We start from the raw sequence: 18,462 nt of genomic DNA, 5'->3' as shown, positions 1-18,462 counted from the left end.
TCGTGTCGGCCCCCGATGGGAGGATGTGGGCATGCCGGAAGCGCTCGTTCTCGACGCCGACGCCGTGCTGTGGTCGACGGACCGGTCGGCCGTCGAAGGTCGGCACCTGCTGCTGCTCCTCCACGGCTACGGCGCCGACGAGCACGACCTCTACCCGCTCCGCCAGTACCTGCCCGACGCGTTCGCCGTGGCGAGCCTCGCGGCGCCGCTCGCGCCGCCCTGGCCGGCCCCCGGGCGCTCCTGGTACCCGATCGACGGGCTGGACGGGCGCGACTCCTCGCACGTGACCCGCGCGGCGCAGGCCGTGATCGCGTGGATCGACGAGCATGCGGCGGGCGCGGCATCCGTGGGTCTCCTCGGTTTCTCGCAGGGCGGCGCCGTCTCGTTGCAGGCCATGCGCCTCGACCCGCGGCGCTTCGCGTATGCCGTCAACCTGTCGGGCTATGCCAGCCCGGGCGAGATGCCACAGGATGCCGAGCTCGCCGAGTTGCGACCGCCGGTGTTCTGGGGAAGGGGCACGAAGGACGACGTCATCCCAGAGGTGGCCGTCACGCACACGACGCAGTGGCTGCCCGAGCACGTCGAGCTGAGCGGGCGGGTCTACCCGGGGCTGACGCACAGCGTCTCGGAGCAGGAGATCGCCGACGTGGCAGCCTTCCTCGACAAACGGCTGACGGCGCTGGACGGCGCCGGCAAGGTCTGAACGATTCCGGCGCGTCCGCGCGATTCCCGCCGCGGCTAGCGATCGCGGGCCGGCGGCTCCGGATCGGCCGCGGACGTGCCACGGCGCCGGGCGCTCGCTGCGGCGAACACTCCCGCGAACACCGCACCGAGGGCGAACCCGAGTGCGATGCCGACCGCCACGTTCCCGAGGGCGACTCCCAGCGACGTGCCGAATGCCACGCCCATGCCGATGCCGCCCGCGAGGGCGACGGCCCATGCCCGTGCAGCGGACTGAGGGATGCGGGGGGACGGCGTCGAGTCGCTCATGGCTCCACGCTACGGGCGGGCGCGAGCGGCGCACTCCCCCGCGCGACGGAGATCTTCTCACCCATCTCCCCGCGGCATCCGCTATGGTGTCTCTCGGCCTCTGTCCCCTCGGTGAGGAACTCCCTTGAAGCTGATCGACGCTCGCGCGCTGTAATCGCGCTGCTCCGTCGACCCTCGACGTCTCGCAGCGCCTGAAGATTCCGCGCTGCACGTCGACCACCGCTTCCCCCGCCGTCTCGGGCCCTTCTGCGGCCCCGGCATTCCGGGCGGATTCCGCGGTCCTCGGTGTCAGCGCATGACCGACACAGGAGGCCTCATGCCCGCACACACCCTCACACCCGTCATCGTCCTCGACCGGGTCTCGTTCACCTGGGCCGACGGCACCGTCGCCCTTGCCGATGTCTCCGGATCGTTCGGCACCGGCCGCACCGGCCTCGTCGGGCGCAACGGCTCCGGCAAGTCCACGCTGCTGCGCCTCATCGCCGGAGACCTGACGCCCTCCGCGGGGCACATCTCGCGGACAGCGGAGGCCGCGTACCTGCCGCAGCGGCTGACGCTCGAGGTCGACCGCCCCGTCGCCGACCTGCTCGGCGTGGGCGACACCCTCCGCGCGCTGCGCGCCATCGAATCCGGCGACGCCGATCCCCGTCATTTCGACGCGGTCGGCTCCGATTGGGACATCGAGGCGCGCGCGCACGCCGCGCTCGCCGAGGCTGGACTCGCACCTGACATGCTCGACCGCAGCGTCGGGCAGCTGTCGGGTGGCGAGGCGGTGCTCACCGCGATCGCCGGCATCCGTCTGCGCGGTCCCGAGATCGCGCTGCTCGACGAGCCGACCAACAACCTCGACCGCGACGCCCGCGCGCGCCTGTACGACATGGTGCGCTCGTGGCGGGGCGCTCTCGTCGTGGTGAGCCACGACACGGCCCTGCTCGAGCTGATGGACGACACCGCCGAGCTGTACGCGAACGAGCTGTCGGTGTTCGGCGGTCCGTACTCGCAATGGCGGGCTTGGCTGGATGCCGAGCAGGGCGCCGCCCGCGATGCCGAGCGTGCGGCGCGACAGGCCGTCAAGCGTGAGAAGCGCCAGCGCATCGAGGCCGAGACGACGCTCTCGCGCCGCGCCGCGATGGGGCAGAAGGCGTACGACGAGAAGCGCGTGCCGAAGATCATCGCGAACGGTCGCCGGATGGCGGCCCAGGTCTCGGCGGGCAAGCTGCGCGGCGAGAAGGCCGACCGCGAGGCATCCGCTCGTGAAGCCCTCGATGTCGCCGAGCGCCGCGTCCGCGACGACGACATCGTGAAGATCGACCTGCCCGACCCCGGCGTGCCCGCGGGCCGCCGCATCGCGACGCTCGGCGACGGCGAGCACTCGTGGGTGATCCAGGGACCCGAGCGGGTGGCGCTGATCGGTCCCAACGGCGCGGGGAAGACGACGCTCCTCGAGCGGCTGGTGGGTTCCGGGAGCACCAACTCCTCAGATTCCGGCGGCCCCGGTGAGCAATCGCCTCTGGGCGAGCAACCCGACGGGTTCTTGAGGAGTTCTGCCCGCGGCGCGCTGCACACCGACCGCGTCGGGTACCTGCCGCAGCGTGTCGACGGGCTCGACGACGCGGCGTCGGTGCTCGCCAACGTCGTCCCGTCGGCGCCTGGGGTGACGATCATCGAGTTGCGCAACCGGCTGGCGAGGTTCCTCATCCGAGGAGCCGCCGTCGAGCGCCCGGTGGGAACACTCTCGGGCGGCGAACGCTTCCGCGTGGCTCTCGCCCGGCTCATGCTGGCGGATCCGCCGCCGCAGCTGCTCGTCTTCGACGAGCCGACGAACAACCTCGACCTCGACACGGTCGACCAGCTCGTCGACGCGATCGCCGCCTACCGGGGCGCCGTGCTCGTCGTGAGCCACGACGACGCGTTCCTCGAGCGCATCGGCGTCAGCCTCGTGCTCGAGCTCGACCGCGATGGCACGCTGACGGAGCGCTGACGCGGGGCTGCGGCATCCGTCTCTCTCGTGTGGGGACGGATGCCGCGGCAAGCCCCTCCCGCGCCCTGCGGCCTGCTCCCCTCGCGCTCCGGGGGCCAGCACCCGTGCGTCGCCGACCTGGCTCGCGGATGATGAAGACATGAACGCACTCGTCAGACCTCAGCAGGGCCGATGGATCGCCGGCGTCTGCGCCGCCGTCGCCAACCGCTTCGGGTGGAACGTGACCCTGATCCGGATCCTCACCGTCATCGCCGTCGTCTTCTTCGGCCTGTCGCTGTGGGCCTACATCCTGCTCTGGATCCTGGTCCCCTCCGAGCACTGAGATCCGGCAACCGTTCATCGGCCCTCTGGCGGGCACCTGTCCGGCACGCCATGATGAACCCATGCACCGCCTGGTCCGTCCTCGACGCGGACGCATGATCGCCGGAGTCTGCCAAGGCATCGCGGACCGCTTCGGCTGCAGCGTCGTGCCGGTGCGCGTGCTCATTGTCGCGTCGACGGTGTTCTTCGGCGTCTCGATCCTGATGTACCTGCTGCTGTGGATCCTCCTCCCGGAAGAGAGCTGACGCCGGCGAGCGACGGAGTCTCCCGACGGTCGGCCACCTCCACACGGCGGTAGCGCTGCCCCAGGTACCGCCGGCCGGCGGACCAGGGCTTCTTCGGCTCCTTCGCGCGTCCCGGGCGATGTCGCTGTTGCCGGGGCCTCGGCCGGGTCCTCCGTCTGCTCCTCATACCGCGGCATCCGACCCTGCGCGAGCGGCTCGCGATACGCCCTGGCCGGATGTCGGCGATCACGACGAAGATAGGAGGGATGGGCGACGTGCTCGAGCGGTTCGGTCCTGCGACGCAGGATTGGTTCCGTGGCGCCTTCCGGGCCCCCACCGACGCCCAGAAGGGCGCGTGGCAGGCCATCTCAGCCGGCAAGCACGCCCTCGTGGTGGCGCCGACCGGCTCCGGCAAGACGCTGTCGGCGTTCCTCTGGGCGATCGACCGCGTGTTCCACGACAAGGCGGTGGCGCCGGCATCCGCTGCGCCAGCCGGACGGAAGAAGAAGCTCCCGGATGCCGCGTCCGCCGCCACCCGGATCCTCTACATCTCGCCGCTCAAGGCGCTGGGTGTGGACGTCGAGCGCAACCTCCGCTCGCCGCTCGTGGGCATCGGCCAGTCCGCGCGACGCCTCGGTCTCACCGTGCCTGACGTCACCGTGGGCGTGCGCTCGGGCGACACGCCAGCGGGCGACCGGCGCAAGCTCGTGCAGCGTCCGCCCGACATCCTCATCACGACCCCCGAGTCGCTGTACCTCATGCTGACGAGCCGTGCGGGCGAGACCCTGCGCGATGTGCACACGGTGATCGTGGACGAGGTGCACGCCGTCGCCGCCACGAAACGTGGCGCGCATCTCGCGGTGAGCCTCGAGCGGCTCGACGCGCTCCGCCGCTCCTTCGCCCCGGACGCTCCGCCCGCCCAGCGCATCGGCCTCTCGGCCACCGTCCGGCCGATCGACGAGGTCGCCCGGTTCCTCGGAGGTGCCGAGCCGGTCGAGATCGTCGCGCCCCGTGCGACCAAGGCGTTCGACATGAAGGTCGTCGTGCCGATCGGCGACATGCTGAATCCGCCTCCGCCGCCGAGCCCGTACCGATCCGACGACGAGGCGTGGGCGGATCCGGATGCCGCCCTTCGACAGGCTCAGGGACCGGTCATCGAGCCTGTCGAAACGATCGACGAGGACTGGTTCGCCGACGGCCCTTCGACAAGCTCAGGGACCGGGGCCGGGTCGAGCGATCCACGCCGCGCAGCCGGTGCCGGCGAGACCGAGATGACCGGATCGGTGTGGCCGCACGTCGAAGAGGCGATCGTCGATCGCATCCTGCTGCACCGCTCGACGATCGTGTTCTGCAATTCCCGGCGTCTCGCCGAGCGGCTCACGGGCCGGCTCAACGAGATCTACTCCGAGCGGCTCGGGCTCGAGCTTCCCGACCAGGCAGTGCCCGCCGCCATGATGGCGCAGGCGGGAGCGACGGCCGGCGCCGATCCCGTGCTCGCGAAGGCTCACCACGGGTCGGTGTCGAAGGAGCAGCGGGCCCAGGTCGAGGAAGAGCTCAAGTCGGGCGTGCTGCGGTGCGTCGTCGCGACATCGAGCCTCGAGCTCGGCATCGACATGGGCGCCGTCGACCTGGTGATCCAGGTCGAGGCACCGCCCAGCGCGGCATCCGGACTGCAGCGCATCGGACGCGCGGGTCACCAGGTCGGCGAGGTCAGCCGCGCCGCGCTGTTCCCGAAGCACCGCGGTGACGTGCTGCACACCGCGATCGTGACCGAGCGGATGCTGGCCGGGCAGATCGAGGCGATCGCCATCCCGCAGAACCCGCTCGACATCCTCGCGCAGCAGACGGTGGCCGCCGCCGCGGTCGGACCTGTCGACGTCGAGGGGTGGTACGAGACGCTCAAGCGCAGCGCGCCGTTCCGCTCGCTCCCCCGCTCGGCGTACGAGGCGACGCTCGACCTGATCGCGGGGCGGTTCCCCTCCGACGAGTTCGCCGAGCTCCGCCCGCGCGTGGTGTGGGACCGCGACCTGGGTGTGCTGACGGGGCGCCCGGGCACGCAGCACATCGCCGTGACCAGCGGCGGCACGATCCCCGACCGAGGACTGTTCGGCGTATTCGTCGCCGGCGAATCGCAGAACGCACGCGTCGGAGAGCTCGATGAGGAGATGGTCTACGAGTCCCGCGTGAACGACGTGTTCACGCTCGGCACGACCAGCTGGCGCATCGTGGAGATCACGCACGACCGCGTCAACGTCGTGCCCGCGTTCGGGCAGCCGGGCAAGGTGCCGTTCTGGCACGGCGACGGCATCGGCCGGCCCGCCGAGCTCGGTGAAGCGCTCGGTAAGTTCTCCCGCGAGGTGTCCACGGCGAAGCCGGAGAAGGCGCAATCGCGCCTGCACGACGCGGGCCTCGACGAGTATGCGCAGGACAACCTGCTCGCCTACCTCGCCGAGCAGCGCGAGGCCACCGGAACGCTGCCGACCGATCGCCAGCTCACCGTCGAGCGCGGGCGGGACGAGGTCGGCGACTGGCGCGTCATCCTCCATTCCCCGTACGGCATGCAGGTGCACGCGCCGTGGGCGCTCGCCGTGAACGCCCGCATCCGCGAGCGGCTCGGCGTCGACGGATCCGCGGTCGCCAGTGACGACGGCATCATCGCGCGGATTCCGGATGCCACCGCCGAGCCTCCGGGCGCCGACCTCTTCGTCTTCGACCCCGACGAGCTCGACCAGATCGTGACCGAGGAGGTCGGCGGTTCGGCCCTGTTCGCGTCGAGGTTCCGCGAGTGCGCGGCCCGCGCGCTGCTGATGCCGCGGCGCAACCCCGGCAAGCGCACGCCGCTGTGGCAGCAGCGGCAGCGATCGGCGCAGCTGCTCGAGGTGGCCCGCCGGTACCCCACGTTCCCGATCATCCTCGAGACCCTGCGCGAGGTGCTGCAGGACGTCTACGACGTGCCGGCGCTCCTGCGCCTGATGCGCGGCATCGGCGAGCGGCGCATCCGTCTGATCGAGACGGAGCCGTCCCAGCCCTCGCCGTTCGCCCGCGACCTCTTGTTCGGCTACGTCGGCGCCTTCATGTACGAGGGCGATTCGCCGCTCGCCGAACGTCGGGCGGCCGCCCTCTCTGTCGACCCGGCGCTGCTGTCCGAGCTGCTCGGCAAGGTCGAGATGCGCGAGCTCCTCGACCCCGACATCATCGCCCAGTTCGAGCGCGAGGCGCAGCGGCTCGATCCCGAGCGCCGTGCGCGCGGCCTCGAAGGCGTCGCCGACCTGCTGCGGCTTCTCGGCCCGCTGGACGCCACCGAAGCAGCCCTGCGGCTCGAAGCCGCGGGCCACGGGGACGGCGCCGCCGCCGACGATCGCCACGGTGATGCGCACGCGACGGCGGCCGCGGCATCCGCTCTCCTCGACGCGCTGATCACGTCGCGTCGCGCGATCCCGGTGACGATCGGCGGGGTCACCCGTGTCGCCGCGATCGAAGACGCCGGACGCCTGCGAGACGGACTCGGCGCAGCGCTGCCCGTCGGCATCCCCACCGCTTTCCTCGAGCCTGTCGCCGATCCGCTGGGCGATCTGATCGCACGATACGCGCGCACCCACGGACCCTTCACGGCGGATGCCGCGGCCGAGCGCCTCGGCATCGGCGTCGCTGTCGCACGTCACACTCTGCAGCGGCTCGAGTCCCAGGGCCGCGTCACGAGCGGCTTCTTCCTGCCGGACCCTTCGACAGGCTCAGGAACCGCCGGGGGCGACGGCGGATCGCGTGGCGACGAGGCGGAGTGGTGCGACACGGAGGTGCTGCGGCGGTTGCGGATGCGCTCGCTCGCCGCGATCCGCGGCAGCGTCGAGCCGGTGCCGCAGCACGCCTACGCACGGTTCCTCCCGGTATGGCAGCACGCGACGCGACCGCTGGAGGGCATCGACGGCGTCGCCGCCGTCGTCGAGCAGCTCGCTGGCGTGCCCATCCCCGCGAGCGCGTGGGAGTCACTCGTGCTTCCGGCTCGCGTCGCCGATTACACGCCCGGGATGCTCGACGAGCTGACCGCGACCGGCGAGGTGCTCTGGTCGGGTCACGGCACGCTGCCGGGCCGCGACGGCTGGATCGCGCTGCACAGTGCCGACTCCGCCGCGCTCACCCTGACGGTGCCCGACGACGCCGAGGAGATCGCGCCTGGTTCGCTCGATGCGCAGCTCCTGGCCGCGCTGGAAGGCGGCGGCGCGTACTTCGCCGCGCAGCTGCGCCAGACCACCGGCGCCGAGAACGAGCAGTCCGTGGTCGACGCCCTGTGGCGGCTGACGTGGGCGGGTCGGATCACGAACGACACCTTCGCGCCGGTCCGCGCGCTGGTGTCGGGCGGGTCGCAGGCGCACCGGGTGAGCCGGCGCACGCCTCGCGCACGGCTGTACCGGGGCGCGGCGGTGCGCAGCGTCGCCGCCGCGGTGCCGCCCCGTCCCCCGGCGATCGGCGGACGGTGGTCGCTGCTTCCCACGGCCGAGCCCGACGCAGCCATGCGGGCGGCGACCAGCGCGAGTCTGCTGCTCGACCGCTACGGCGTGGTCACCCGGGGCGCCGTGCAGGCCGAGGGCGTTCCCGGCGGCTTCGCCCAGACCTATCGCGTGCTCGCAGGCTTCGAAGAGGCCGGGCACTGCCGGCGCGGCTACGTCATCGAGAAGCTCGGTGCGGCGCAGTTCGCCGCCTCCGCCACCGTCGACCGCCTGCGCGAGTTCGCCGGGCTGTCCGACCCGCCGCCGCTGCGCGCGGTCACGCTGGCCGCGACCGACCCCGCGAACGCGTACGGTGCCGCGCTCGCCTGGCCCGCGCTCGAGGGCGTCGCCCACCGCCCCGGCCGCAAGGCCGGCGCGCTCGTCGTCCTCGTCGACGGGGCACTCGCGCTGTACCTCGAACGGGGCGGGAAGTCGGCGCTCGCCTTCACCGGTGACGAAGCGGTGCTCGCCTCCGCCACGCGCGACCTGGCGGCGACCGCGCGGGCGCGCCGTCTCGACACGCTGACGATCGAACAGGTGAACGGCGCGTTCGTGTATGGCACGGCGGTCGGCCGGGCGCTGCGCGATGCCGGCTTCGTCGAGTCCCCGCGCGGGCTCACCCTGCGTCGCCTCACCGCCGGCGACGCCGCGCGTGAGGCCGCCCGTGCCTGAGGGCGACACCGTCTTCCGCACGGCCCGGCGTCTCGACGCCGCCCTGGCCGGTGCGACCGTGACGCGGTTCGAGCTGCGCGTGCCGCAGGCGGCGACGGTCGACCTGCGCGGCGAGCTGGTGCACGGCGTCGTGGCACGCGGCAAGCATCTGCTGCACCGCATCGGCGCGTGGACGCTGCACACCCACCTCAAGATGGAGGGCGAGTGGCACGTGTACCGGCGCGGCGAGCGGTGGCGAGCGCCGGGGTTCCGTGCCCGGGCGGTGATCGGCGCGACCGCGCCGGACGGTGCCGAGTGGGAGACGGTCGGCTTCGACCTCGCCGACATCAAGGTGGTTCCGACCGCCGACGAGGACCAGCTCGTCGGGTACCTCGGCCCCGACCCGCTCTCGGAATCGTGGGACCCGGTCGAAGCCGCCCGGCGGCTCGCCACAGACACCCGGGCGGTCCACGTCGCGCTCCAGGACCAGCGCAACGTCGCCGGGTTCGGCAACGAATACGCCAACGAGATCCTGTTCGTCCGCGGCATCCTCCCGACGACACCGGCCAGCGAGACGGATGCGGCAGCCATCGTCGACCTCGGCGCACGCATGATCCGCGCCAACCGCAATCGGTCGGGCCGGACCTTCACCGGCGACGAGCGCCCCGGACGGTCCACCTGGGTCTACCGCCGGGAGGGCCGGCCGTGCCGGCGCTGCGGGACCCTGATCCGCGGCGGAAGCCTCGGTGCGGACCCGACGCGGGAGCGCATCGTCTTCTGGTGCCCGTCCTGCCAGCACTGACGCTGCTTCCCGCACGCTGTGATCGCGATGCGGCGGTTCGGCCACGCGCACCGCGCAGGCCGTTCGTCCAGGGCGAGCGGGTCGACGCCGCGCCGAAGGCCTGACACGGCCGCCTCTATGCTGTTGCGGGTGACCCGACTCCTGCTCCTCATCGACATCCAGCGCGACTACTTCCCGGGAGGGAGGCATCCTCTCGTCGACCCGGATGCGGCCGCCGATGCCGCCTCGCGACTCCTGGCCGCGTTCCGCACGGCGGGTGAGCGGGTCGTGCACGTGCAGCACGTGTCGAGCGGTCCGGATGCCGCGTTCTTCGCCGCCGGCACTCCCGGCGTCGAGTTCGATCCGCGTGTGGCGCCGGACGGCTCCGAGGACGTCATCGTCAAGCACCAGCCGAACGCTTTCCTCGGCACGGGGCTCGAGGCGCTGCTGCGTGCCGCGGCACCCGACGAGATCGTCGTCGCCGGGATGATGTCGAGCATGTGCGTCGACGCGACGGTGCGCGCGGCATCCGATCTGGGGTTCCGCCTGGCCGTCGCGCAGGACGCGTGCGCCGCCCCCGACCTCGGCTACGACGGCCGGACCGTCCCCGGCGCGCAGGTGCATCTGGCGTTCATGGCGGCGCTCGACGGCACGTACGCCCGCGTGGCCGACGTCGACGCGCTGGCCGCCGAACTCGCTCCCGCCTTCTGACCGATCGGCGTCGCGGCGCGACAACCTGTCCGGCCGACGGACAACTTGCGACACGCGGGGCCTGCACCACGGCGGTCGACGGGCGAGGATGGGAGCACCAGACACCCGCATCGGAGTTGATAACCGTGGGCACGACCGTCTTCGAACGACAGCGGCCGGCAGCATCCGTCGTCCAGCATTCCCTCGCCGGCACCCGGCACGCGGTCTTCTGGCGTGACGACCTTCCCGAGAGCCTGCGGCCCGACCGGCCCTCGCTCGTCGGCACGCACCGCGCCGACCTGGTCGTCGTCGGCGGCGGCTACACCGGCCTGTGGACCGCGCTGCTCGCCACCGAACGCGACCCGGGCGCGAAGGTGGTGATCCTCGAGGCGCAGCGCGTCGGCTGGGCAGCCTCGGGCCGCAACGGCGGCTTCTGCGAGGCGAGCCTCACGCACGGCCACGAGAACGGCGTGGCCCGCTGGCCCGACGAGATGCCGCTCCTCGACCGGCTGGGCCGCGAGAACCTCGACGCGATCGAAGCCTCCGAGGCCCGCTACGGGATGGACTTCCAGTTCGAGCGCACCGGCCAGCTGGCGCCGGCTGTCGAACCCCATCAGGTCGAATGGCTGAAGGAATGGGCGGCCGAGGGCGAGGAGGGCGTCGTCTATCTCGATCAGGCGGAGGCCCAGGCATCCGTCCACTCGCCCACGTATCTCGCGGCAGTCTGGGAGAAGGACGCGTGCGGCATGGTGCACCCTGCACGCATGGCGGCCGAACTGGCCCGCGTGTGCGAGGAGCGGGGGATCGAGATCTTCGAGCGCTCGCACGTGACCGGGCTCGACACGACGGGTCCGGGCGTCGTCGTGGCGACCGCAGACGGCCGGGTCGAGGCATCCCGTGCCGCGCTCGGCACCAACGTGTTCCCCTCGCTCATCAAGCGCAACCGGCTCATGACGGTGCCGGTGTACGACTACGTGCTCATGACCGAGCCGCTCACCGACGCGCAGGTCGCGTCGATCGGCTGGCAGGACCGGCAGGGCATCGGCGACCTCGCGAACCAGTTCCACTACTACCGGATCACGAAGGACAACCGGATCCTGTTCGGCGGGTACGACGCCGTCTACCACTACGGACGGAAGGTCGATCCTGCGTACGAGCAGCGCCCCGAGACGTGGGCGAAGCTCGCCGGTCACTTCTTCACGACGTTCCCGCAGCTCGAGGGGCTGCGGTTCACGCACCAGTGGGCGGGGGCGATCGACACGTCCACCCAGTTCACCGCGTTCTTCGGCACCGCCCGCGAGCGCCGCGTCGCCTACGCCGCAGGATTCACCGGACTCGGCGTCGGATCGACGCGCTTCGCCGGCGAGGTCATGCTCGACCTGCTCGACGGCGTCTCGAACGAGCGCACCGCGCTCGAGATGGTGCGCAAGCGCCCGCTTCCCTTCCCACCCGAGCCGGCCGCCGCGATCGGCATCAACGCCACGCGCTGGTCGCTGGACCGCGCCGACCACAATCGGGGCAAGCGCAACCTGCTGTTGAAGACCCTCGACGCGGTCGGGCTGGGGTTCGATTCGTGATCGTCCCGGGTGTGGGAGTGGATGCCGCGGCCGTCGCCGTTCCGCTGGAGCGGCTGCCCGCGGACCAGGTGCTGTCGGGCTCCCCCTCGGCGGGCTTCGTCGAGCTGACCGACACGATCGGCGTGTGGGAGCACACCCGCGGAACCTCGACCGACGTCGAGGCGGACGAGGTCTTCGTCGTCCTGGCCGGCTCCGCGACCCTGTCGTTCTCGGACTCCTCGCTGGCGCCCGTGGCGCTGTCACCGGGTTCCGTGGTGCGGCTGACGGCAGGCATGCAGACGGTCTGGACGGTGCACGAGACGCTTCGCAAGATCTACGTCGCCGGCTAGGCTCAGCCGCCCCGGGGCGCAGCATCCCGGATCCGCGGCCCGCACGGGTGCGACGATGGGCGCATGCGTGCAGTCGTCTACGACGCCTTCGGCGTCGCGCCCGAGGTCCGTGATGTCCCGTCGCCCACCGCTCCGGACGGCGGCGTGGTCGTTGACGTGCGCGCCACCGGGCTGTGCCGCAGCGACTGGCATGGCTGGGCGGGGCACGACGACGACATCTCGCTCCCGCACGTCCCGGGCCACGAGCTCGCGGGGGTCATCGGGGAGGTCGGCGATGGGGTCACGGACTGGCACGTCGGCGACCGCGTGACCGTGCCGTTCGTGTGCGGCTGCGGACGCTGCGAATGGTGCCGGCAGGGCGACGCGCAGGTGTGTCCCGACCAGACGCAGCCGGGTTTCACGCACGATGGCTCGTTCGCCGAATCCGTCGTGCTGCACGCCGCCGACGCGAACCTCGTGGCGATCCCGGATTCGGTGAGCTTCGAAGCGGCCGCGGCGCTCGGATGCCGCTTCGCCACCGCGTACCGCGGCCTCGTCGGCCGTGCCCGGCTGGCGCCCGACGAGTGGGTGACGGTCGTCGGCGCCGGCGGCCTCGGCCTCAGCGCCGTCATGATCGCGAAGGCCCTCGGCGCCCGTGTGATCGTGGTCGACCGCAGCCGGCCGGCGCTGGATGCGGCATCCCGTCTCGGCGCAGACCATGCGGTGCTCGCCGACGGCCACGACGTGCCCGCGCGCGTCCACGAGCTGAGCGAGGGCGGCACACATGTGTCGGTGGATGCCGTGGGCAGCGAGCAGACCTGCAGCGACGCGATCCTCAGCCTCCGCCGACGCGGACGGCACGTGCAGATCGGCCTGCTTCCGCCGGTCGGCGGGCACCCGCGCGTCCCGATGTCGAGGGTCATCGGGTGGGAGCTCGACCTGCTCGGCAGTCACGGTATGGCGGCGGTGGACTATCCCGGGATGCTGGCGCTCATCGCGTCCGGCACGCTCCGCCCCGAGTCGCTCATCGAGCGCGTCGTCGGGCTGTCGGAGGCGGCATCGCTGCTGCCCGCGCTCGAGCGGGCCACCCCCGCCGGCATGACGATGATCGACCCGCGCCGGCCCTGAGTCGAGCCGTCGTCGTCGCTAGCGCCCCGCAGACCTCCGCACCAGCAGCGCCAGGTGCAGCGCGGTCTGGGTCTCGCCGTCGTCGAGGTCGGCGCCCAGCAGCTCCTCGATGAGCGCGATGCGCTGGTAGAACACCGAGCGGGACAGATGGGATGCCCCGGCCGCCGCCGTGCGATTGCCCGGGTGCGCGAGCATCGCCTCGAGGACGTCGAGCAGATCACCGGAGCGCGCCAGGTCGTGTGCGATGAGCGGTGCGAGCATGCGCTCGCCGTGCTCGAGCACCCGGTGGTCGTCGCGCAGCGCCGCGACCAGCTGCACGAGCGGGCGGTTCTCGGCGCGGCGGAGGTGGGGTCCGCGGCCTGCTCGACGACGTCGGCCGCCTGCCAGGTCGACGGCCTCGTGCACCGACGCGAGAGCCGCGTCGATGCCTTCGGCGCGGCGACCGACCGACACGGTGACCCGCTCGAGGTCTGCGGCGTCGACGAGCGCCCGCACGAACGCCACCACGGCGGCATCGTCGAACTCCGCGTCCGGCGGGAGCGACACCAGCATCGTCGCCGCCGGCGGTGCGACGCCGGTCGGCGCCGAACCGGCGAGGGCGCGTCCGCGGAGGGCGCGGGCCGCGGCATCCGCTCGTTCCGCCGCGACGGGCGCACTCGACACGACGAGACCGTGCAGCTGGGCGCCGCGCAGCGGCAGGCCCGCCGCCTCCAGCCGCGCGGCCGCCCCGCCGACACCTGCGAAGCGTCCTGCGAGCAGTCCGTCCACCAGGCGGCGACGGCCGATGCGGACCCACTCGTCGGCGTCACCGTCGGCGAGACGCCCGACGGCGAGGGCGATCGCGCCCTGCTCGAGCACCGCCATGCGGCCGGCCGCATGCTCCGGACCGGGCAGCGCGATGAGGTTGCCCCACCGGATGCCGCGCGCCTCGACCGGAACGATGAGCCAGTCGTCGGCGCCCGCCGCCGCGCCGCGCTCGCGCCGCTGCTCGGAGCGTCGATGAGCGGAGCGGGAGCGCAGCTCCCAGTCGGTGAAGAGCTCCTCCTCCATCGCCAGCGGCACCTCGGCCGCCACGACCTCGTAGCCGAGGTTCTCGAGCAGGATCGGGGCGCCGAGCGTCTGCGCCACCTGGTACACGATGAAGTCGGCCGGCGAGCCGCGCAGCACGAGGGCGGTGAAGCGCTCGCGCACCTCGTCCCGCGCCCGCAGCGCGTCGGTCTGCCCCGTGATGATGCGGCTGTGCACCGCCTCGGTGACGGTGACGAACTTCACCTCGCGGTGCAGCACGATGAGCGCGAGCCTGCGCGAGGCGGCCGCCTCCACGACCACCGCGGGCACGTAGCGGTAGTGCGTGCCCAGTTCGAGCACGAGACCCGAGAGACCGGCGTCGGCCAGCTCGTCGATGAACCGCCGCAGGTCGGCGGGCTCGGCCGGCCACGACGAACCCGTGGAGAGCAGCAGCTCGCCGCCGTCGAGCAGGCGGGCGACGCCCGCGCTGTCGGAGACGTGCAGCCAGCGCACCCGCGCGTCGAGGGCCTCGTCGCCGACGAGCACTTCGGGCACACCGTGCGCGACCGCGTCGAGCGCCATCACCTCGCGCACGGTCGGCAGGGTCTCATCGGCGGTTCGATCAGCCGGACGATCCGTTTGGATCATGCGATCTTCGCGACGGTCGGGCACCGTATTGGCCTCTTCTTCTCTGACAGGCTGGGACGCGCCAAGCCTAAGGGATCGCCACACGATCTGTCCGACGCCGAAAGGGGCCACCCATGAGCATTGCCGAGACCGCTGTCGCCACGGCGACCACGGAGGCGGATGTGCGGGTGATCCCGCACTGGATCGATGGCGGCGAGCGGGCGTCGACCTCCGGCCGCACGGCCCCCGTCTACAACCCGGCGACCGGCGCCGTGTCGGCGCAGGTCGCGCTGGCGGACGAGGCCGAGATCGACGCCGCGATCGCGTCGGCCCTGCGCGGATACGAGGTGTGGTCGCAGTTCTCCCTCGCCCGCCGGCAGTCGGTGCTGTTCAGCTTCCGCGAGCTGCTGAACGCCCGCAAGCGCGAACTGGCCGAGATCATCACGGCCGAGCACGGCAAGGTCGTGTCCGACGCCATGGGCGAGATCCTGCGCGGCCAGGAGGTCGTCGAGCTGGCGACCGGCTTCCCTCATTTCCTCAAGGGCGCGTTCAGCGAGAACGCCTCGAGCGGCATCGACGTGTACTCGCTGAAGCAGCCGCTCGGGGTCGTCGGCATCATCAGCCCGTTCAACTTCCCCGCGATGGTGCCGATGTGGTTCTTCCCAATCGCCATCGCGGCCGGCAACGCCGTCGTGCTCAAGCCCAGCGAGAAGGATCCGTCGGCGGCGCTGTGGCTCGCGGCGCTGTGGCGCGAAGCCGGGCTGCCGGATGGCGTGTTCACGGTGCTGCAGGGCGACAAGCTCGCCGTGGACGGACTTCTCGAGAGCCCCGACGTGTCCTCCATCTCGTTCGTCGGCTCCACCCCGATCGCGCAGTACATCTACGAGACGGCGTCGAAGCACGGCAAGCGCGTGCAGGCGCTCGGCGGCGCCAAGAACCACATGCTGGTGCTTCCGGATGCCGACCTCGAACTCGTCGCCGACCAGGCCGTCAATGCGGGCTACGGTGCCGCCGGCGAGCGGTGCATGGCGATCTCGGTCGTGCTGGCTGTCGAGCCAGTTGCGGACGACCTCATCGGCAAGATCCAGGAGCGGATCGCGAGACTGCGCATCGGCAACGGCGCGGGTGCGGACGGGATCGAGCCCGACATGGGCCCGCTCATCACCGACGTCCACCGCGACAAGGTCTCGGAGTACGTCGACATCGCCGAGGCCGACGGCGCGAGGATCGTCGTCGACGGCCGCGGTCTCACGGTCGAGGGCCACGAGGACGGCTTCTTCTTCGGGCCCACCCTGATCGACGACATCCCCACCACCTCGCGCGCCTACCAGGAGGAGATCTTCGGACCGGTGCTCTCCGTCGTGCGCGTGCAGTCCTACGACGAGGGCATCGAGCTGATCAACTCGGGCCGGTTCGGCAACGGCACCGCGATCTTCACCAACGACGGCGGAGCCGCCCGCCGGTTCCAGAACGAGGTGCAGGTCGGAATGATCGGCATCAACGTGCCCATTCCCGTCCCGGTCGCCTACCACTCGTTCGGCGGCTGGAAGCAGTCGCTCTTCGGCGACGCGAAAGCCTACGGCGCGCACGGGTTCGACTTCTTCACCCGCGAGAAGGCCATCACCAGCCGCTGGCTCGACCCCGCCACGCGCAGCCATTCGGGCCACACCGGCATCAACCTCGGCTTCCCCCAGAACCACTGACCGGACTCAAGGACTCCCCATGACCGACACGCTCGCCGCCGCCGTCTACGCCGACCCGGCAGGTGCCCCCCGGGCGCTCCCCGACCTGGAGGCCGACGCACACGTGCGCGCGGACGACCGCGCACACGTGTTCCACTCGTGGAGCGCGCAGGCGCTCATCGACCCGCTCCCCGTCGCGGCCGGCGAGGGATCGATGTTCTGGGACTACAGCGGCAACGCCTATCTGGACTTCAGCTCGCAGCTCGTGAACCTCAACCTGGGCCACCAGCATCCGGATCTCGTCGAGGCCATCCAGCGACAGGCGGGCCGTCTTGCGACCATCCAGCCGTCGATGGCGAACGACGTGCGAGGCGACCTCGCCCGGCGCATCGCGGAGGTCGCGGGCGACGGCTTCGAGAAGGTCTTCTTCACGAACGGCGGGGCGGACGCCAACGAGAACGCCGTCCGCATGGCGCGGCTCGTGACCGGGCGCCGCAAGGTGCTGTCGATGTACCGCAGCTACCACGGCAACACGACGACCGCGATCTCGCTGACCGGCGACCCCCGGCGCTGGCCGAACGAGCCGGGCGACGGCTCGACCGCGAAGTTCTTCGGCCCGTACCCCTATCGCTCGGCGTTCCACTCCTCGAGCCCCGAGGAAGAGACGCAGCGCGCGCTCGACCACCTCGAGCAGACCATCGTTCTCGAGGGCGCCTCGACGATCGCCGCGATCCTCATCGAGACGATCGTCGGCACGAACGGCGTGCTGGTGCCACCGCCCGGGTACCTCGCCGGCGTCCGGGAGCTCTGCGACCGCTTCGGCATCGTGTACATCGCCGACGAGGTGATGGTGGGCTTCGGGCGCGTGGGCGAGTGGTTCGCGTTCCAGGCGTTCGATGTGCAGCCCGACCTCATCACCTTCGCCAAGGGCGTGAACTCGGGTTACGTGCCGCTCGGCGGCGTCGTGATCTCCGACCGCATCGCGGCGCACTTCGACACCGTGTCGTTCCCCGGCGGGCTCACCTACTCCGGGCATCCGCTCGCCTGCGCGGCGGGCGTGGCGACGTTCGAGGTCTTCGAGCGCGACGGCATCCTCGAGCGCGTCCGCGACCTCGGTGCGCGCGTGGTCGAGCCCCGGCTGCGCGAGATCGCCTCACGGCATCCGTCCGTCGGCGATGTGCGGGGCATGGGCCTGTTCTGGGCGATCGAGCTCGTCAAGGATCGCGAGACCCGCGAGCAGCTGGTGCCGTTCAACGCGAGCGGAGCGGATGCCGCACCTGTCGTCGCCGTCGCCGCGGCGTGCAAGCGCGAGGGCGTGTGGCCCTTCACGCACTTCAACCGCGTGCACGTCGCCCCGCCGCTCGTGATCGCCGAAGACGAGCTCCACCGCGGCCTCGACGTGATCGACCATGCCCTCTCGGCGGCCGACGAGTTCGTCGCGGGCTGAGCGGCTGCGCCCCTCGGACCCGAGGTTCCCGAATGCGCGCGATCGCGGCATCCGAATCGATCCGATGCGCGGGAATATATGTCCCGCCCCCTCGGTTATTTCTGTACTCAGCACCATGTGCTGACTCCAGGAGGGGACCGTGGGCAAGAACTACATCGACATCGAGAACGACCAGGGCGAGACGCTGCGCTACCGCAAGCATGTCAACGGCCGTGGTCTGATCGCGCACGGAGCGAAGGTGCACCCGAGTGCCGTCGTCGAAGCGGGATCGTATGTCGAGCCGGGTGTGCAGATCGCGGCGGGCGCGCACGTCGGCCGCGGTGTCTGGGTCGAGACGGATGCCGTCATCGGCCCCGACGCCGTCATCGAGCCGCACGCCCACATCGGGCCGCGTGCGGCGATCGGGCCGAAGGCCAAGATCGGCGTGCGCACCCAGGTGGGTCACGACGCCCGTGTCGCGGGGGGCTCGCTCATCGGCGACGACCAGACGATCGCCGACGGCGAGCGCGTCGCCACCGACCAGCGGGGTCTTCGGCTCGCGGCCTGACTCCGCGATCGCGGAG

General features: G+C 71.8%; 15 protein-coding genes. 13 read left to right on the top strand and 2 right to left on the bottom strand.

Translation table 11 applies throughout. From position 1 onward, the window contains the following. The first annotated feature begins 31 nt into the window (after window positions 1-31). Window positions 32-703 (top strand): alpha/beta hydrolase, encoded by a 672-nt coding sequence (locus tag NCG93_RS07510; RefSeq protein WP_194414575.1) that lies wholly within the window; start codon window positions 32-34, stop codon window positions 701-703. 35 nt (window positions 704-738) lie between these two features. On the opposite strand, the gene NCG93_RS07505 is transcribed toward NCG93_RS07510, so the two are convergent. Next, complete coding sequence (locus NCG93_RS07505; RefSeq protein WP_194415023.1) at window positions 739-990, bottom strand: hypothetical protein; 252 nt, start codon at window positions 988-990, stop codon at window positions 739-741. Window positions 991-1,306: 316 nt separating this feature from the next. On the opposite strand from NCG93_RS07505, the gene NCG93_RS07500 reads away from it, so the two are divergent. The 9 genes from NCG93_RS07500 to NCG93_RS07460 all read left to right on the top strand — a co-directional run bounded on the left by NCG93_RS07500 (window position 1,307) and on the right by NCG93_RS07460 (window position 13,135). Continuing rightward, entirely contained in the window at window positions 1,307-2,971 is a 1,665-nt protein-coding gene (locus tag NCG93_RS07500; RefSeq protein ID WP_194414576.1) for an ABC-F family ATP-binding cassette domain-containing protein, read from the top strand. Window positions 2,972-3,110: 139 nt separating this feature from the next. After that, the gene (locus NCG93_RS07495; protein WP_194414577.1) at window positions 3,111-3,293 is read left to right on the top strand and encodes a PspC domain-containing protein; all 183 of its coding nucleotides are present in this window, start codon (window positions 3,111-3,113) and stop codon (window positions 3,291-3,293) included. 61 nt (window positions 3,294-3,354) lie between these two features. Beyond that, a complete protein-coding gene (locus NCG93_RS07490; RefSeq protein ID WP_194414578.1) occupies window positions 3,355-3,537 on the top strand; it encodes a PspC domain-containing protein in 183 nt (60 codons plus the stop codon). Window positions 3,538-3,782: 245 nt separating this feature from the next. Next, window positions 3,783-8,672: an Lhr family ATP-dependent helicase gene (locus tag NCG93_RS07485; RefSeq protein WP_194414579.1), complete on the top strand. Its 4,890-nt coding sequence runs from the start codon at window positions 3,783-3,785 to the stop codon at window positions 8,670-8,672. Next, window positions 8,665-9,453, top strand: coding sequence for a DNA-formamidopyrimidine glycosylase family protein (locus NCG93_RS07480; RefSeq protein ID WP_194414580.1), 789 nt, complete (start codon window positions 8,665-8,667; stop codon window positions 9,451-9,453). The genes NCG93_RS07485 and NCG93_RS07480 overlap by 8 nt, the downstream gene beginning before the upstream one ends. Window positions 9,454-9,582: 129 nt before the next feature. After that, window positions 9,583-10,143 carry a cysteine hydrolase family protein gene (locus NCG93_RS07475; protein WP_194414581.1) on the top strand — a complete coding sequence of 187 codons (561 nt, stop codon included), beginning with the start codon at window positions 9,583-9,585 and terminating at the stop codon, window positions 10,141-10,143. Window positions 10,144-10,268: 125 nt separating this feature from the next. Beyond that, on the top strand, window positions 10,269-11,699 hold the full coding sequence (locus NCG93_RS07470) for an NAD(P)/FAD-dependent oxidoreductase (RefSeq protein WP_194414582.1): 1,431 nt from the start codon (window positions 10,269-10,271) through the stop codon (window positions 11,697-11,699). Then, the gene (locus NCG93_RS07465) at window positions 11,696-12,028 is read left to right on the top strand and encodes a cupin domain-containing protein (RefSeq protein WP_194414583.1); all 333 of its coding nucleotides are present in this window, start codon (window positions 11,696-11,698) and stop codon (window positions 12,026-12,028) included. The genes NCG93_RS07470 and NCG93_RS07465 overlap by 4 nt, the downstream gene beginning before the upstream one ends. A 63-nt stretch (window positions 12,029-12,091) precedes the next feature. After that, the gene (locus NCG93_RS07460; protein WP_194414584.1) at window positions 12,092-13,135 is read left to right on the top strand and encodes a zinc-dependent alcohol dehydrogenase family protein; all 1,044 of its coding nucleotides are present in this window, start codon (window positions 12,092-12,094) and stop codon (window positions 13,133-13,135) included. A gap of 18 nt (window positions 13,136-13,153) precedes the next feature. Here the strand turns inward: NCG93_RS07460 and NCG93_RS07455 are convergent, their stop codons facing one another. Then, on the bottom strand, window positions 13,154-14,791 hold the full coding sequence (locus NCG93_RS07455) for a PucR family transcriptional regulator (RefSeq protein ID WP_206687635.1): 1,638 nt from the start codon (window positions 14,789-14,791) through the stop codon (window positions 13,154-13,156). 113 nt (window positions 14,792-14,904) lie between these two features. On the opposite strand from NCG93_RS07455, the gene NCG93_RS07450 reads away from it, so the two are divergent. The 3 genes from NCG93_RS07450 (at window position 14,905) to NCG93_RS07440 (ending at window position 18,446) form a co-directional block, all read left to right on the top strand. Further along, a complete protein-coding gene (locus tag NCG93_RS07450) occupies window positions 14,905-16,473 on the top strand; it encodes a CoA-acylating methylmalonate-semialdehyde dehydrogenase (protein ID WP_194414585.1) in 1,569 nt (522 codons plus the stop codon). Between the two features lie 19 nt (window positions 16,474-16,492). Continuing rightward, on the top strand, window positions 16,493-17,899 hold the full coding sequence (locus tag NCG93_RS07445; RefSeq protein ID WP_194414586.1) for an aspartate aminotransferase family protein: 1,407 nt from the start codon (window positions 16,493-16,495) through the stop codon (window positions 17,897-17,899). A 139-nt stretch (window positions 17,900-18,038) separates the two neighbouring features. Continuing rightward, complete coding sequence (locus tag NCG93_RS07440; RefSeq protein WP_194414587.1) at window positions 18,039-18,446, top strand: transferase; 408 nt, start codon at window positions 18,039-18,041, stop codon at window positions 18,444-18,446. The last annotated feature ends 16 nt before the right edge of the window (window positions 18,447-18,462 follow it).

Origin of the sequence: Microbacterium yannicii, from assembly GCF_024055635.1 — a bacterium.
GTDB classification, from domain to species: domain Bacteria; phylum Actinomycetota; class Actinomycetes; order Actinomycetales; family Microbacteriaceae; genus Microbacterium; species Microbacterium yannicii.
The sequence above is the reverse complement of the archived record's forward strand: the minus strand, read 5'-3'. Positions and strand labels throughout refer to the sequence as shown.